The 15,576-nt window shown below is 74.3% G+C and carries 16 protein-coding genes; 8 read left to right on the forward strand and 8 right to left on the reverse strand.

Features of this window, described 5'->3' with window-relative positions:
• Positions 1-535 precede the first annotated feature (535 nt).
• Positions 536-1,822 carry a tyrosine--tRNA ligase gene (tyrS, locus tag ACGFNF_RS29445; RefSeq protein ID WP_393172191.1) on the reverse strand — a complete coding sequence of 429 codons (1,287 nt, stop codon included), beginning with the start codon at positions 1,820-1,822 and terminating at the stop codon, positions 536-538.
• Positions 1,823-1,923: 101 nt separating this feature from the next.
• Between tyrS and ACGFNF_RS29450 the strand changes: the two genes are divergently transcribed.
• Positions 1,924-2,313, forward strand: a complete 390-nt coding sequence (locus tag ACGFNF_RS29450) for a PaaI family thioesterase (RefSeq protein ID WP_393172193.1) — start codon at positions 1,924-1,926, stop codon at positions 2,311-2,313.
• A 51-nt stretch (positions 2,314-2,364) separates the two neighbouring features.
• Here ACGFNF_RS29450 and ACGFNF_RS29455 read toward each other — a convergent pair whose 3' ends face one another.
• The 3 genes from ACGFNF_RS29455 to ACGFNF_RS29465 all read right to left on the reverse strand — a co-directional run bounded on the left by ACGFNF_RS29455 (position 2,365) and on the right by ACGFNF_RS29465 (position 4,995).
• Positions 2,365-3,684: a hemolysin family protein gene (locus tag ACGFNF_RS29455; protein WP_393172149.1), complete on the reverse strand. Its 1,320-nt coding sequence runs from the start codon at positions 3,682-3,684 to the stop codon at positions 2,365-2,367.
• Between the two features lie 131 nt (positions 3,685-3,815).
• Positions 3,816-4,460, reverse strand: coding sequence for a hypothetical protein (locus ACGFNF_RS29460; RefSeq protein ID WP_132240207.1), 645 nt, complete (start codon positions 4,458-4,460; stop codon positions 3,816-3,818).
• Between the two features lie 52 nt (positions 4,461-4,512).
• Positions 4,513-4,995: a GNAT family N-acetyltransferase gene (locus ACGFNF_RS29465; protein ID WP_357579135.1), complete on the reverse strand. Its 483-nt coding sequence runs from the start codon at positions 4,993-4,995 to the stop codon at positions 4,513-4,515.
• Between the two features lie 271 nt (positions 4,996-5,266).
• On the opposite strand from ACGFNF_RS29465, the gene ACGFNF_RS29470 reads away from it, so the two are divergent.
• The 3 genes from ACGFNF_RS29470 (at position 5,267) to ACGFNF_RS29480 (ending at position 9,945) form a co-directional block, all read left to right on the forward strand.
• Positions 5,267-8,014: a cation-translocating P-type ATPase gene (locus tag ACGFNF_RS29470; RefSeq protein WP_393172152.1), complete on the forward strand. Its 2,748-nt coding sequence runs from the start codon at positions 5,267-5,269 to the stop codon at positions 8,012-8,014.
• 49 nt (positions 8,015-8,063) lie between these two features.
• Positions 8,064-8,960 carry a universal stress protein gene (locus ACGFNF_RS29475; protein ID WP_393172154.1) on the forward strand — a complete coding sequence of 299 codons (897 nt, stop codon included), beginning with the start codon at positions 8,064-8,066 and terminating at the stop codon, positions 8,958-8,960.
• 127 nt (positions 8,961-9,087) lie between these two features.
• Positions 9,088-9,945: a universal stress protein gene (locus ACGFNF_RS29480; protein ID WP_357579132.1), complete on the forward strand. Its 858-nt coding sequence runs from the start codon at positions 9,088-9,090 to the stop codon at positions 9,943-9,945.
• A gap of 48 nt (positions 9,946-9,993) precedes the next feature.
• On the opposite strand, the gene ACGFNF_RS29485 is transcribed toward ACGFNF_RS29480, so the two are convergent.
• On the reverse strand, positions 9,994-10,617 hold the full coding sequence (locus tag ACGFNF_RS29485) for an FMN reductase (RefSeq protein ID WP_357579131.1): 624 nt from the start codon (positions 10,615-10,617) through the stop codon (positions 9,994-9,996).
• Positions 10,614-11,729 (reverse strand): LLM class flavin-dependent oxidoreductase, encoded by a 1,116-nt coding sequence (locus ACGFNF_RS29490; RefSeq protein ID WP_393172157.1) that lies wholly within the window; start codon positions 11,727-11,729, stop codon positions 10,614-10,616. Before ACGFNF_RS29490 ends, ACGFNF_RS29485 begins: the two co-directional genes overlap by 4 nt.
• Positions 11,730-11,966: 237 nt before the next feature.
• Here ACGFNF_RS29490 and ACGFNF_RS29495 point away from each other — a divergent pair, with 237 nt between their 5' ends.
• On the forward strand, positions 11,967-12,179 hold the full coding sequence (locus ACGFNF_RS29495; protein ID WP_357579129.1) for a type II toxin-antitoxin system HicB family antitoxin: 213 nt from the start codon (positions 11,967-11,969) through the stop codon (positions 12,177-12,179).
• The gene (locus tag ACGFNF_RS29500) at positions 12,176-12,400 is read left to right on the forward strand and encodes a type II toxin-antitoxin system HicA family toxin (RefSeq protein ID WP_357579128.1); all 225 of its coding nucleotides are present in this window, start codon (positions 12,176-12,178) and stop codon (positions 12,398-12,400) included. The genes ACGFNF_RS29495 and ACGFNF_RS29500 overlap by 4 nt, the downstream gene beginning before the upstream one ends.
• 111 nt (positions 12,401-12,511) lie before the next feature.
• On the opposite strand, the gene ACGFNF_RS29505 is transcribed toward ACGFNF_RS29500, so the two are convergent.
• Positions 12,512-13,144: a DNA-3-methyladenine glycosylase gene (locus ACGFNF_RS29505; RefSeq protein WP_393172195.1), complete on the reverse strand. Its 633-nt coding sequence runs from the start codon at positions 13,142-13,144 to the stop codon at positions 12,512-12,514.
• Between the two features lie 93 nt (positions 13,145-13,237).
• Here ACGFNF_RS29505 and ACGFNF_RS29510 point away from each other — a divergent pair, with 93 nt between their 5' ends.
• Complete coding sequence (locus ACGFNF_RS29510) at positions 13,238-13,654, forward strand: DNA-binding protein (protein WP_357579126.1); 417 nt, start codon at positions 13,238-13,240, stop codon at positions 13,652-13,654.
• 50 nt (positions 13,655-13,704) lie between these two features.
• Complete coding sequence (locus ACGFNF_RS29515) at positions 13,705-14,061, forward strand: MmcQ/YjbR family DNA-binding protein (RefSeq protein ID WP_132240196.1); 357 nt, start codon at positions 13,705-13,707, stop codon at positions 14,059-14,061.
• Between the two features lie 40 nt (positions 14,062-14,101).
• Here ACGFNF_RS29515 and argH read toward each other — a convergent pair whose 3' ends face one another.
• A complete protein-coding gene (gene argH / locus ACGFNF_RS29520; RefSeq protein WP_357579138.1) occupies positions 14,102-15,565 on the reverse strand; it encodes an argininosuccinate lyase in 1,464 nt (487 codons plus the stop codon).
• Positions 15,566-15,576: the final 11 nt, after the last annotated feature.

The following is a 15,576-nucleotide window of genomic DNA, read 5'->3' on the forward strand; positions in this document are numbered from 1 at the left end:
CTTATCAAGCACCCTGTTGAGTTCTCAAAGAACAACCACACACCGCCCAGAAACCCCACACCGTGGAGCACCCGACCCGGGGCATTTCGTTCACCGTGTCCGCCGCTCTCGCGCCGGGCACTTTTACTACGTTACCCGGTGGTTTCCGCCGTGTCAAACCGCTTCGTAGCGATCCGCACCACTTCAACCCGATTTCCGGGCGCCACGCGACATCGGCTTGCGCCGTTGTCGATTGTGACTTCCGGCAGGCCGGCCGCCGCGGGTCTCCCGCGAGCTCGCCCGGTTCCCTACCGGCGATGAACCATACCCGGTCGGCTCCGCCTCGCCAAATCCGCCTCGCGGCGGATCCGGGGCACCGCCCGGTCACGGGCCGGTGAGTGCAACTCGCCGGACCCGAAAGCTCGTTGCCGCGCCCGGCCTCCGGTTACTTTGCCCCGGTTCGTCCGTTCCGCGCTGGCAGAGAGAAAGTTACGCCCCCGGCGGATCGATCGTCAAATCCGCCGCGGGCGTCCCACGTCACGTCTGGAACGTACGGCTAACCCCGCAGCTCGACACCGGCGAACGACCGCTTGCCGCGGCGCAGCACCAGGTACCGGCCGTGCAGCAGGTCGCCGGGGCCCACGGTGGCGTCCGTCTCGGTGATCCGGGTGTTGTTCACGTAGGCGCCGCCCTCGGCGATCACCCGACGCGCCTCCTTGAGGCTCTGCACCAGCCCGGAGTCCCGCAGCAGCCCGGCGACGTCGGGCAGCTCGTCGACGTGCACGAGACCGGCCTCGGTCAGCGCGGCCCGCAGCGTCGCCGGCGCCAACCCGTCCAGCGAGCCCCGGCCGAAGAGCGCCTGGCTCGCGGCGACCACCTGTGCCATCTCCCGCTCGCCGTGCACCAGCGTGGTCAGCTCCTCGGCGAGCGCACGCTGCGCCGCCCGGGCCGCCGGACGCTCGGCGGTCTCCTTCTCCAGCGCCTCCAGCTCCTCCCGGGAGCGGAAGCTGAAGTAGCGCAGGTAGCGACTCACGTCCCGGTCGTCGACGTTGACCCAGAACTGGTAGAACGCGTACGGGCTGGTCATCTCGGGGTCGAGCCAGATGGCGCCGCCCTCGGTCTTGCCGAACTTCGTGCCGTCGGACTTCGTCACCAGCGGCGTGGTGAACGCCTGCACGGGCCCGGCACCGCGCCGGCGGACGTAGTCGACGCCGGCGGTGATGTTGCCCCACTGGTCCGAGCCGCCGAACTGGAGCCGGCAGCCGTGCCGGCGGTGCAGCTCGAAGAAGTCGTTCGCCTGGAGCAGTTGGTAGCTGAACTCGGTGAAACTGATGCCGCTCTCCAGCCGCGCCTTCACCACCTCCCGGGCCAGCATCTTGTTGACCGGGAAGTGCTTGCCGACGTCGCGGAGGAACTCGACCACCGACATCTCGCCGGTCCAGTCCAGGTTGTTGACCAGGTGCGCCGCGTTCTCCCCCTCGTACGAGACGAAGGGGGCGAGCTGGTCGCGGATCCGCGCCACCCAGCCGGCGACCACCTCGGGCGGGTTGAGGCTCCGCTCGGCGCTCTCCTTCGGGTCGCCAATCTGGCCGGTGGCGCCGCCGACGAGCAGCAGCGGCCGGTGCCCGGCGAGCTGGAGCCGACGGGCCGTGGCGACCTGCATGAGGTGGCCGACGTGCAGGCTCGGCGCTGTCGGATCGAAGCCCACGTAGTAGGCGGTGGAGCCGCCGTCGAGCAGCGCACGCAGCTCGTCGAGGCCGGTGGAGTCCTGGATCAGGCCCCGCCAGTGCAGGTCGTCGGTCAGGGAGTCCCGCCCGGGCGGCGGGAGGCTGCTGTCGGTCACGGTCACCGATTCTCCCTCACGAGCCCCGGCGGGCAGTACCGGGTTTGCCCGGGCGAGCCGCGGCGTAGGCTGGCCACGCCGTGATCAAGGAGGGGACCACCGTGGACGTGCCGGATCTGACGGGTGGCTTCGTCGCCCTGCTCGGCCTCAAGCTCGACGAGGTCGACGGCGACCGGGTGGTGATCCGTTGGCAGGTCCGCCCCGAGCTGCACCAGCCGTTCGGGATCCAGCACGGCGGCGTGTACTGCTCGGTGGTCGAGACGGCTGCCAGCATCGGCGGGTCGCTGTGGCTCGGCGAGCGCGGACGCGTCGTGGGCGTGTCGAACCAGACGGACTTCCTGCGCGCTGTCCGCGACGGCGAGCTGACCGCCGTGGGCACCCCCGTGCACCGGGGGCGCAGCCAGCAGCTCTGGCAGGTGGAGATCACCGACGCCGACGCCCGGCTCGTGGCCCGCGGCCAGGTCCGGCTGCAGAACCTCTACCCGGCCTGACCGGCCGAGGCGCGTGACGGCGCCGGCCGCACGGCGGCAGCGGGGACGCGTTCAGCCCCGGGCCTCGTCCAGCACGGCCTCGGCCTCGTCGGGCGCCGGCTCGGCCCCCCGGCGCAGCCGGACCCCGACGATCGCGCGGTGGTCGATGCGGGTCACCTCCAGCTCCCAGCCGTCCACGACGACGCTCTCCCCCGCCACGGTGGGGATGTGGCCGAGGCAGGCGAGCAGGAGGCCCGCGATGGTGGTGTAGTCGCCGCCGGGACGGCTGGGCAGCTCGACGCCCAGATCGACGAGGTCGTGCACGGGGAAGGTGCCGGGGAGCAGCAGGGCGCCGTCGGGCTCGGTGCGCACGGAGCGCACGTCCCGGTCGGTCTCGTCGTAGATCTCCCCGACGATCTCCTCGAGGATGTCCTCCAGGGTGACGATCCCGTCGACCGCGCCCCGCTCGTCGACCACCAGGGCGATGTGCTGGCGTTCGGCCTTGAACTGCCGCAGCGCGTCCACCACCGGCAGGGAGTCCGGCAGCAGCATCGGCGGGCGGGCGCACTCGTCGACCGGCCGGTCCTCGGGGACGCCGACGAGGTCACGCAGGTGGATCACGCCGACCGCGTCGTCGAGGCCGCCGTGCCGGACCACCGGCGCCCGGGAGTGGCCGGTGGCGGCCAGCAGCAGCCGCGCGGCCTCCGCCGTGGTGCCGCTGTCGAGCGTGAAGACCTGCAACCGGGGTACGAGGACCGCCCGCAGCTGCCGGTCGGCGATCTCGACGGCGCCGGCGATGATGGTCCGCTGCTCCTTGGTGAAGCCGTGGTTGCCGGCGACGATGTCCCGCAGCTCGTCGGGGCCGATCTCGTCGGGCTCGTGCTTCGGGTTGAGCCCGACGAGGCGTACCACCAGGTCGCTGGTGGCGCCGAGGGCCCAGACGGCCGGCCGGGTCACGGAGGAGAGCAGGTCGAGCGGGCGGGCCACAAGCAGGGCCCACCGCTCGGCGGCCTGCATGGCGATCCGCTTCGGGGCCAGCTCGCCGAAGACGAGGGTGACGAAGGTCAGCACCAGGGTGACCGCCACGATCGCGACGGTCTCGGCGGCGCCGCCGAACGCGCTGAGGAGCGGTACGAGGGGCTTGGCCAGCGACACCGCCGCCGCGGCGGAGGCGAGGAAGCCGGCGAGGGTGATCCCGATCTGGATGGTGGCCAGGAAGCGGTTCGGGTCCTTGGCGAGGCGGGCCAGCACCCGCCCGGCCCGGCTGGTGCGTTCCAGCCGCTGGATCTGGCTGTCCCGCAGCGAGACCAGGGCCATCTCGCTGCCCGCGAAGACCGCGTTGAGGACGACCAGGACGCCGACCAGGGCCAGTTGGGTCCAGATGCTCTGCACGCCCGGCTCTCCTCACGCGGGACAGGTGCCCGCCGGTACGACGGTCACCGCCGGCCGAAGGCCCCGGCCGGCGTAGGGCACTCTGTGCCCACCGGACCGGCCGGCGAATCCTCGCCCCGGGCGGGATGTGATCAGATCCGCCCGGCGACCGGCGGGGCGGGCAGGTCGAGGGCGTACGAGCGGCCCTCGGGGCGGAAACCCAGCCGGTGGTAGTACGGGGCGACCATGCCGGGCGGGGTGATCACCCGGCGGAAGCCCCGGTCGGTGAAGAGGCTGCTGCGCCGGTAGACGAACTCGCCCGGGGTGAAGTCCCGGAACCGCCGGGTCACGTAGTCGAGGTCGACCTGCGCCACGCCGTCGGCCTCGGCGTGTGACAGCACCACGCCGACCACCTCGTCGGCGCGTACGACCAGGAACGCCGAGCGTTCGGCGGCGGTGCCGGGGGGCCAGCGGAAGCCGGGGTTGAACCGGGCGATGTCGGCGGCGTGCACACTCAGCGTGTGGGCCAGGAACTGGTCGTCGACGCCGACCTCGACCACCTGGTAGGTGGCCTCGTCGTGGCGGGTGGCGAGCATGCTCCGCAGGTACCAGACGTTGATCACGGCGAGTACGACGTTCAGCCCGACCATGGGCCAGACCTGCACGGCGGCGTTGTAGCCGATCAGGATCAGACAGCCGACCAGGTTCAGGGCACGCAGCCGGAGGATGCGCGTCTGCAGCAGCGACCAGACCAGCAGCGCGGAGCCGGTCCAGCCGATCAGTTCCAGCCAGTTCACCCCGCGAGAGTAGTGCTCGCGCGGATGCGGTGACCCGGCGGGCGGCGGCGGGTCAGTCGCCGGCCAGCTCCAGCACCCATTCCTCCACCTCGGTGCCCCGGCCGTTGGCGTAGCCCCGGTCCTCGCCGATGACGACGAAGCCGCACTTGCGCAGCACGGCGAGCGAGGCGCGGTTGTCCTTGGCGGCGCGGGCGTGCACCGGCCGTTGGGGCAGCTCGCGCAGCAGCGCGGCGAGCGCCGCGGTGGCGTGGCCCCGACCCCAGCGTCGCGGGTTGATCCAGTAGCTGACCTCGGTGCGCCCGTCGGCCGGGAACGCGACCACGTGGCCGACGACCTCGTCGCCGACGACCACGGTGCGTGGGACGTTGCGCTCGTCGGCGCGCACGCGGCGCCAGTGGGCGTCGAAGCGCTCCCGGTCGGTCGGGTCCTCCGGCCCGAAGGCGGCCATCCAGTTGGCCTCGGCGTCCTGCTCGTGGGCGAAGAAGTGGGGCAGGTCGTCGTCGCGGACGGGGCGCAGGCGCAGCTCGGCGGTCACGGGCCCGAGGATAGGGCCGACCACCGACAACCGGACCGCTGGCGCCCGGCTGGCCGGGACGCCCGGTGGCCCGGTGGCGCTGCGGGATCCGCGTCACACCGGACCGCTGGCCGGGACGCCCGGATCCGCGTCGCACCCGCGCGCCGGCCGTGGGCGGCAGGGCCGTTGGTCCCGGGTCGGTTGGGCGGAACTCCCCTGGCCGGTGCCGTCCGACGGGACGAGGGTGGGATCGGGACGGTGCGCCGCGACGGCGCCGGCAGGGCGGAGGGCGATGTGGGACGGTGCGGAGAACGGCGGCCGTGGGGGCGTACCGGTGCCCGCTGACACCTCGACCAGGCCGGCGGCCGGGCTCAGCTCGGCGGAGGCCGCCGCCCGGCTGCGCGCGGACGGGCCGAACGCGGCGGTCGCGCCGGCCCGGCGCCGTCTGGGCGGGCGCGTCCTGCACCAGCTCAGCGACCCGCTGGTGGCGTTGCTGCTGGCCGCCGCCGTGGTCACCACCGTGCTGCGCGACTACCCGGACACCGCGGTGATCGTGCTGGTGGTGCTGGTGAACACCGCCATCGGCGTGGTGCAGGAGGTCCGCGCCGACCAGGCGATCGCCGCGTTGGACCAGCTCGCCGCGCCCACCGCCCGGGTCGTCCGGGACGGCCGGGACGTCGTCCTGCCCGCCGCCGACCTCGTCCGTGGTGACCTGGTGCGGGTCGAGGCCGGCGACGTGGTCCCGGCCGACCTGCTGCTCGCCGAGGCGGCCCGGCTGAGCGTCGACGAGTCGGCGCTGACCGGGGAGTCGGTGCCGGTGACCCGGGCCGTGGGCGAGGAGGCCAGCGCGGGGACCGTGGTCACCACCGGGCGGGCCACCGGCACGGTCGTACGCACGGGCGCCGCGAGCGCGCTCGGCCGGATCACCGCCCTGGTGGCGTCCACCCGGCCCGCCGCCACCCCGTTGCAGCGCCGCCTCGCGGGGCTCGGCCGGATGCTCGGTTTCGCCGCGGTGGTGCTCTCGGGGCTGGTCTTCGTCATCGGCGTCGTCGGCGGGCGGCCGGTGGTCGACATGGCGGTCACCGCGGTGAGCCTCGTGGTGGCGGCCGTGCCCGAGTCGCTGCCGGCCGTCGTCACCCTCGCCCTCGCCCTCGGCGCCCGCCGGATGGCCGGGGCGCGGGCCATCCCCCGCCGGCTGCACGCGGTCGAGACGCTCGGCTCCGTCACCGTCATCGCCTCCGACAAGACGGGCACGCTCACCGAGGGCCGGATGGCGGTGCAGCACGCCGTCACCGCCGGCGGCTCCCGCTACGGCGTCACCGGCAGCGGTTACGCGCCGCAGGGCGCGGTGCACCAGCAGGGGGCGCCGGTGGCCGTACCGGACGACCTGCGCCGCCTGGCGCGCGCCGGGCTGCTCTGCAACGACGCGACCCTGGCCCCGCCCACCGACGAGCGGCCGGAGTGGGCCGCCGTCGGCGACCCGCTGGAGGCGGCCCTGGTCGCCTTCGCCGGCCGGTGCGGCCTCGACCCGGAACTCACCCGGTCGGCGTGGCCGCGCGTCGCGGAGCACCCCTTCGACCAGGAGCTGCGCCGGATGACCACCGTGCACCGCTCCTGCGACCGGCGGTACCTGGTGGTGTGCAAGGGCGCGCCGGAGAACGTGCTGGCCGCGCCGCTTGTCGACGCCTCCGCCGAGGAGATCGCCGAGCTGACCGCCGTCGCGCACCGGCTAGCCGCCGAGGGGCTGCGGGTGCTGGCCGTCGCGTCCGCCGTGGTGGACGCCCCGCCGGCCGATCCCGCCCGGCCGGTCGGGCTGCGGCCCGTGGGGCTGGTCGCCGTGGGCGACCCGCTGCGCGCGGGGGCGGCCGACATCGCGGGCAGCTTCGACGACGCCGGGGTCCGGCTGGTGCTGGTCACGGGCGACCACCCGGCGACCGCCGCGGCGATCGGCGGCCAGTTGGGGCTCTGGCGCGAGGGCGACCCGGTGGTACGCGGGGACGACGGCGACCCGGCGCGGGCGCACCCGCAGGCGCGGGTGTTCGCGCGGACCCAGCCGGAGCAGAAGCTCGACATCATCGCCGGCCTCCAGTCGCGGGGGCACGTGGTGGCGATGACCGGCGACGGGGTGAACGACGCCCCCGCGCTGCGTCGCGCCGACATCGGGGTGGCGATGGGCGGCGGCACGGAGGTCGCCCGGCAGGCCGCCGACCTGGTGCTCGTCGACGACGACCTGTCCACGGTGGCCGCCGCGATCGGTGAGGGCCGCCGCATCTACGACAACATCCGGCGGTTCCTGCGCTACGCGCTCTCGGGTGGGGTCGCCGAGATCGCCGTGATGCTGCTCGGCCCGCTGTTCGGGCTGGCCGTACCGCTGCTGCCGGCGCAGATCCTCTGGGTGAACCTGCTCACCCACGGCGTGCCGGGCGTGGCGCTGGGCGCGGAGCCGGCGGAGCCCGGCACCCTGCGCCGGGCGCCGCGCTCCCCGTCGGAGTCGGTGCTCGGGGCCGGCCTGGGCCGCGACGTGCTGGTCACCGGCGGTCTGATCGCCGCCGTGGTGCTCGGCGCCGGCGTGCTCGCCGCGCACTGGGACCGGCCCTGGCAGTCGGTGGTCTTCGTGGTGCTCGGCCTGGCCCAGCTCGGGGTGGCGCTCGCGGTCCGCGCGCCGCGACCGCACGGCGCCCGGCACGGCAACCTGGCGCTGCCGGTCGCGGTGGCGGTCTCCGCGCTGCTCCAGGTCGCCGGGGTGCTGCTGCCGCCACTGCGGGAGCTGCTCGGCACGCAGCCGCTCGACGCGGCGGAACTGCTGGCCTGCGCCGCCGTCAGCGTGCTGCCCGGGCTGGTGCTGCGGCTGGCCCGCCGCCCGGGTGGCGGCGACGGCCCGACGGACGCGCCCCTGCCGGACGGGAGCGCAGGGGGTCCGGACGCGGTGGCCGGTGTCGGAGGGCCCGCGCGGAGCGCGTCGGTGTCGGACGGCCCGGCCGGTGACCGTCAGCCTGCGATTCGGGACCAAGGTCCCGCTGGTCGGGACGACCGCCTCTGACGGGTAGCGTGCGGACGGAGCAGGCTGAAGGTGGACGAAGGAGGAGTCGATGACCATCAACACCGGTGCCCCCGTCGTGGTGGGTGTGGACGGCTCGGCCGCCGCGCTCGACGCGGTCCGGGCGGCGGCGCGGGAGGCAGCGCAGCGGCAGCGTCCGCTGCGGGTCGTGCACGCCTTCATCTGGCCCCTGACGCGCGCCCCGCTCGGTGCCGCCGAGGGCGCGCCGGCCGGCGCCGGCCTACGCAACCAGGCCGAGCGGTACGTCGCCGAGGCGATCGCCGAAGCCACGAAGGTCGCCCCGGACGTGCCGGTGACGGGTGTGGTGGTCGACGGCGCGGCGACCCCCGTCCTGCTCGCGCAGTCCCAGGACGCCGCCCTTCTGGTGCTTGGCCACCGGGGCCTGGGCGGCTTCGCCGGGCTGCTGCTCGGCTCGTCCACCGTGCAGGTCTCCGCCCACGCGCAGGTGCCCGTCCTCGTGGTGCGTGGCGAGGTGCGCGCCGACGGCCCGGTCGTCGTGGGCGTGGACGGCTCCGAGTGCTCCCTCGAGGCCGTGGAGTTCGCCTTCGAGGAGGCGAGCCGCCGGGGTGCCCCGCTGGTCGCGGTGCAGGCCTGGCTCTATCCCACGCCGGCCGGCCCGGGCGACATCCTGCCCCTGGTGTACGACCTGGACGCCTACGCCGCGGACGAGGAACGCGCCCTCGCGGAGTCCGTCGCCGGTTTCGCCGAGCGCTATCCCGACGTGCCGGTGCAGCACCGGCTGGTCCGGGGCTCCCCGGGCGGCGTACTGGTGGAGGAGTCGAAGAAGGCCCAGCTGGTGGTCGTGGGGGCGCGCGGCCGGGGCGCGCTGGGCGGGCTGCTGCTCGGCTCGGTCAGCCACGCGGTTTTGCACCACGCGCACTGCCCGCTGGTGATCGTGCGGCACCCGAAGCGGGCCGACGCGTCCTGATCCGGTCACCGCACCACGACGCCGTCGCGTCGGCCGCTCCCCCGGCCGGCGCGACGGCGTCGACGCAAATGCCGGCGGGTCGGCGGTGCCCCGTCGACAATGGCCTGATCGATCTCTGGGAGGGCTCATGAACCGACCCGTGGTGGTGGGTGTGGACGGATCACCGGCGAGCCTGCTGGCGGCGGAGCACGCCGCCCGGGCCGCCGTGCTGCGGTCCCGCCCCCTGCACCTGGTGCACGGATACCTGCATCCGCTCGGTTACGGCGTGCCGGTCAACCCGTACGACCTGGGGTTGCCGGCGCCGACCGAGGAGGCGCAGAAGATGTTGGAGACGACGGCCGCCGACCTCGCCGAGCGCTGCCCGGGGCTGACCGTCGAGGTACGCCAGGTGGCGGGCGGGCCGGGTGCGACGCTGGTGGAGGAGTCCCGGCGGGCCGAGCTGGTGGTGGTGGGCAGCCGGGGGCTGGGCGGCTTCGCCGGGCTGCTGCTCGGCTCGGTCGGCACGCAGGTGGCCGCCCACGCGCACTGCCCGGTGCTGGTGGTGCGCCCCGCCGAGGAGCCGATCCCCGTCGCCGGGCCGGTGCTGGTCGGGGTGGACGGGTCGGAGCCCGCCGAGCTGGCGGTCGGGTACGCGGCCGACGAGGCGGCCCGCCGGGGCGACGGGCTGGTGCTGTTGCACGTCGGGCCCCCGGACCGCGCGCCGGCGGACGAGGCGACGGAGACGCAGGCCGCCGAGCTGCTGGCCACCGCCGCGGCGGCCGTCCGTGGCAGCCACCCGGGGCTGGCCGTGGAGGAGCGGGTGCTCCGGGCGCCGAAGGCCGAGCAGGCACTCGTCGAGGCCAGCGGGGACGCGGCGCTGGTGGTGGTCGGCTCCCGGGGCCGGGGCGGGTTCGCCGGGCTGCTGCTCGGCTCCGTCAGCCAGGCCCTCGTGCAGCACGCGCACTGCCCGGTGCTGGTGGCCCGCCCGTACGGTCACGCCCGCTGACGTGCCCCGACCCGCCGGCCCCGGGCGGGGTCGGCGGGTCGGCGGCGATCAGTGGTCCCTGCCGCCGAGCAGCTCGTCGAAGCTGGTGGTGAGGGCGAACGGGTCGGCGGGGCCGGTGGACGCCGGCCGCCGGTGGACCTGATCGGCCAGCTCGCCGCCGGCGCGGGCGATCCGCGCCCGCAGCGCGCCGTCGGCGGACCCGGCGGACCAGTCCTCCGGAGCGGCGAAGACCGCGGTGGGAACCACGACGGACCGCAGGTGGGCGAACATCGGACGGAGAGCGTGTTCCAGCGCCAGCGAGTGCCGGGCCGTTCCGCCGGTGGCGCCGACCAGCACCGGCCGGTCCGCGAGCGCGCCGGGCCCGACCAGGTCGAAGAACGACTTGAACAGCCCGTTGTACGAGGCGTGGAAGATCGGCGTGACGGCGATCAGCCCGTCCGCGCCGGTGACCGTGTCGAGCACCTCCCGCAGCGCGGGCGACGGGAAGCCCGTCAGCAGGTGGTTGACGATGTCGTGGGCGTGCTCGCGCAGCTCGACGGGGCGGACGTCGACGTCGTCGCCGCGCCGGGCCAGCTCGTCGCGGGTGGCCGCGGCGAGCTGGTCGGCGAGCAGCCGGGTCGACGAGGGCCGCCCCAGCCCGGCCGACACCACGGCGAGGGTGCGGCGGGTCATCGGCCCGCTCCCGTCCCGGCGCGATCCGCGGCGTCGCCGCTGGTGGCGGCGTCCCGCAGGGTCGCGTGGGTGGGCGCGGCCGGCACGTGCGCCGGGCGCAGCGACTCGAACTCCTTGCGCAGCACGGGGACGACCTCCTCGCCGAGCAGGTCGAGCTGCTCCAGCACGGTCTTCAGGGGCAGGCCGGCGTGGTCCATGAGGAACAGCTGGCGCTGGTAGTCGCCGACGTAGTCGCGGAAGCCCAGCGTGCGGTCGATGACCTGCTGCGGGCTGCCGACGGTCAGCGGGGTCTGCGCGGTGAACTCCTCCAGCGACGGGCCGTGCCCGTAGACGGGCGCGTTGTCGAAGTACGGCCGGAACTCCCGCACCGCGTCCTGCGAGTTGCGCCGCATGAACACCTGCCCGCCGAGGCCCACGATGGCCTGGTCGGCGGAGCCGTGGCCGTAGTGGGCGTAGCGCTGCCGGTAGAGCCCGACCATCCGCTGGGTGTGCTCCTTCGGCCAGAAGATGTGGTTGGCGAAGAAGCCGTCGCCGTAGTAGGCGGCCTGCTCGGCGATCTCGGGGCTGCGGATCGAGCCGTGCCAGACGAACGGCGGCACGCCGTCGAGCGGGCGCGGCGTCGACGTGAACGACTGCAACGGGGTACGGAAGCGGCCCTTCCAGTCGACCACGTCCTCGCGCCAGAGCCGGTGCAGCAGGTCGTAGTTCTCGATGGCCAGGGGGATGCCGTTGCGGATGTCCTGGCCGAACCACGGGTAGACCGGCCCGGTGTTGCCGCGCCCCATCATCAGGTCCACCCGGCCGTCGGCGAGGTGCTGGAGCATCGCGTAGTCCTCGGCGATCTTCACCGGGTCGTTGGTGGTGATCAGCGTGGTGGAGGTGGAGAGCAGCAGGCGCTCGGTGCGGGCGGCGATGAAGCCCAGCATGGTGGTGGGCGACGACGGCACGAACGGCGGGTTGTGGTGCTCGCCGGTGGCGAAGACGTCGAGGCCGACCTCCTCGGCCTTGAGCGCGATGGTGACCATGGCCTTGATCCGCTCATGCTCGGTCGGCTCGCGACCGGTGGTCGGGTCGACCGTGACGTCGCCGACGGTGAAGACTCCGAACTGCATGACCAGCTCCTCGCGTTGTCCCTGGCCGGGGCCGCTGCGGCGCCCGGACGCACCGCACAACATGTTTGACGAGTCAACTATTCCGCCACCGGAGGCACCGCCGGTGGCCGCCGCCACCTGTCCGCGCAGGTGCCTCGCTTCGAAAGGCGCCGCGCGTGGCGCCCTGGCACAACGTGTCCCACGAACCGCCTGACGCGTAAAATGACGGAGCCGACTCGCCGGATCAGGAGGACCTTGATGGTTCGGACATTCACTGCGGCGGTTCACCAGGAAGACGACTGGTACGTCGCCCGATGCCTTGAGCTGGATGTCGCCAGCCAGGGCGAGACACTCGATGACGCCATGGCCAACCTGAGGGAAGCGGTGGAGGTCTACCTCGACGAGGCCTTCGAGCCGAGCATCGAGGCGACTCCGCTGGTGACATCCTTCCAGGTGGAAAAGGCCGCATGAGCCCGGCACTCGCCGATCTCCCGCTACGCAGGGTCCTCGCCGCACTCACCAAGGCCGGATTCGAACACGTACGGACCAAAGGAAGCCATGCGGTCTACCGCAACTCTGCCGGCAACGTTGTCGTCGTTCCACAGCACAACACGATCAAGCGGGGAACTCTCGCCTCCATCCTCCGTCAGGCCGGGTTGACGCCGGCGGAGTTCCAGCAACTGCTCGGCTGACGTCGTTCCCGCGTACCGCCGACAGGCCGTCGCCCGGCGGGACTGGAACGGCCTGCCGGCGGGCCGGGCCGGCTGCGCCACTTTGGCCTCCGCCCTCTGACGACAGCCGCGTCACGACCGCCGGCGCGGCACGTGCCGGCGGTAGGCGCTGACCGTCGGGTCGCCGGTGATCCAGAACCGCCACGGCACGTCGTGCGCGCCGGTGACGCCGACGCGCGGCCCGGCGGCGACCGCCTCGTCGGGCACCGGCACCTCGGCCGGGCGCAGCCGGACCGGACCGTCGTTGAGCAGCCAGCGACCGTAGGCGCTCTTGTCGATGCCCAGGGCCGCGCAGAGCCGGGCGGGCCCGCGCGCGAGTTCGACGTCCCGGCGTACGGCGGGGCGCCGGGCGCGGGCCGTCTCGACGCCGTCGACCACCTCGCCGGCGCGCAGCAGCACCGCCGAGGCCTCCCCCTCGATGCCCGTGACGACGTTCATGCACCAGTGCATGCCGTAGGTGAAGTAGACGTAGGCGTGCCCGGCCGGCCCGAACATGACGGCGTTACGCGGGGTGCGACCGCGGTGCGCGTGCGACGCCGGGTCGCCGGCCGTCCCGGCGTACGCCTCGACCTCGGTGATCCGGACGGTCACGTCGCCGGCGGTCAGCCGGCAGCCGAGCAGGGCCCGGGCGGCCGGCACCACCGGGCCGGCGAGCAGGTCGGCCAGCCCCGCGAGGTCGGCGGGCCGGCGCTGGGAGTACGCCACCACGAGCACGACCCTATCCGCCGGCGCCGCCCAATGCCGGAGAGCCCTCAACATTCCGTTGACAACGTAGCGTTGAAGTGATGAGGTGCTCGCATGACCGATTCCTTCACCGCCCCCGACGCCGGCGCGTCCCGGGCCCACCGCACCTACGAGGCGCTGCACCGGATCAGCGAGCGGCACGCCGGCACCGAGACGCGGCGCCGCCGGCACACCAACCCGTACGTACCGGACACCTACGAGGCGGTCGCGCTCGTCATCGCCCTGGCCGCCGGCGGGGCCGAGGTGGAGTCCGACGAGGAGCCCGTCGACGAGGCGGACCTCGTCGCGGCGCTCACCCTCGTGCCGCACCTGCGCGCCGAGGTCGACACGATGGAGGCGGGGCTGCTGACGCTGGCCCGCAGCCGCGGACTGACCTGGCAGCAGATCGCGTACGGGCTCGGGCTGGGCAGCGCGCAGGCCGCCAAGCAGCGCTTCGAACGGCTCTCCGCCCGCACCGCCACCACCGGGTGACGCCGCCGATGGACGAGACTGGGCGCGGGATCGGTGTCGAGGAGGACGCGATGACGCGCGAGGAGATGCTGGCGTACTGCCTGGGGAAGCCGGGAGCCTGGCTCGACCGGCCGTGGGAGGGCGACGAGGTGGTGAAGGTCGGCAGCCGGATCTTCGCCTTCCTCGGCTCCGCCGGCGGCGACCAGCCGACCGTCGGGGTGAAGTGCGGCCCGAGCCGGGACGTGGCCGACGAGTGGCTGCACCGGCACCCGGGCGACGCGCGGCCGTCGCCGTACATCGGGCGCGCCGGCTGGAACACGCTGCGCCTGGCCGGCGGCATCGACGAGGAGGAGCTGATCGAGGCGGTCGACGCCTCGTACGACGCGGTGGTGGCGAAGCTGCCGAAGCGGGAGCGCCCGGCGGGCTGAACCCCGCGCGACGCCGGCGGCGCCGCGCGGGGTCGGCGACTCAGCGGGGTACGACCCGCTCGGCGGCCCACTCCCGCCAGGTGGCGAGCTTGTCGGCGGCGGCGGCGAGCTGGTCGGCGACCGGCCCGGGACCGGTCGAGCCGGGCGTGATCCGGGCGGCGAGCGCCGAGCGGACCGAGAGCACGTCGCGCACCGACGGGTCGAGGTGCTCGCTGACGGCCGCGAGGTCGTCGTCGCTGACCTCGTCGAGGGCGCAGTCCCGGGCCACGCAGAGCGCCACCAGCCGCCCGGTGATCTCGTGCGCGTCGCGGAACGGCACGTTGCGGCGCACCAGCCAGTCCGCCACCTCGGTGGCGAGGGAGAACCCGACCGGCGCGGCGGCCACGAGCCGGTCGGCGCGTACGGTCATCGTGGAGATCATCCCGGCGAGCGCCGGCAGCAGCAGCTCCAGGGTGTCGACCGCGTCGAAGGCCGGCTCCTTGTCCTCCTGCATGTCCCGGTCGTAGCTCATCGGCAGGCCCTTGAGCATGGTGAGCACGCTCATCAGCCCGCCGACCAGCCGGCCGGACTTGCCCCGGGCCAGTTCGGCGATGTCCGCGTTCTTCTTCTGCGGCATGATCGACGAACCGGTGGCGAACGCGTCGTCCAGCTCCACCCAGCCGAACTCCTGCGACGTCCAGAGCACCACCTCCTCGCCGAGGCGGGACAGGTGCACCCCGATCATCGCGGTGACGAACAGGAACTCGGCGACGAAGTCCCGGTCGGCGACCGCGTCCATCGAGTTGGCGAAGGACGTGCGGAAGCCCAGCTCCTTGGAGACGGCCACCGGGTCCAGCGGCAGGCCGGAACCGGCGAGCGCGCCCGCGCCGAGCGGGCTGACCGCCGTGCGGTGGTCCCAGTCGCTCAGCCGCTCCAGGTCGCGCAGCAGCGGCTGCACGTGGGCCAGCAGCCAGTGCCCGAACGTGACCGGCTGGGCGTGCTGCAGGTGCGTCATGCCGGGTGCGGCGGTCTCCACGTGCCGCTCGGCCTGCTCGACCAGGGCCTCGGCCAGCTCGACCAGCCGACCGGCCACGCCCCGGGCGTGGTCGCGCAGGTAGAGCCGCAGGTCGGTGGCGACCTGGTCGTTGCGGGACCGGCCGGCGCGCAGCTTGCCGCCGAGGCTGCCGAGCCGCTCCAGCAGGCCGCGCTCCAGGGCGGTGTGCACGTCCTCGTCGTCGACCGTGGGACGGAACTGCCCGGAGGCGCAGGCGGCCTCCAGATCGTCCAGGGCCGCGAGGATGCGGCCCAGTTCCTCCGGGTCGAGCAGGCCGGCCCCCGCGAGCACCCGGGCGTGCGCCCGGGACGCCGCGATGTCGTACGGGGCCAGCCGCCAGTCGAACTGCACGCTCACCGACAGGCGGGCCAGGGCCTCGGCGGGGCCGCCGGCGAATCGGCCGCCCCACAGGCTCGTGCGGTTGGTGGCGGCGCTGTTCTCGGTCAGGCTCTTGTCGTCCACGGCGCCCATTCTGGTGGTCA

It is taken from the genome of Micromonospora sp. NPDC048868, assembly GCF_043198195.1.
Classification (GTDB): Bacteria; Actinomycetota; Actinomycetes; order Mycobacteriales; family Micromonosporaceae; genus Micromonospora; species Micromonospora reichwaldensis.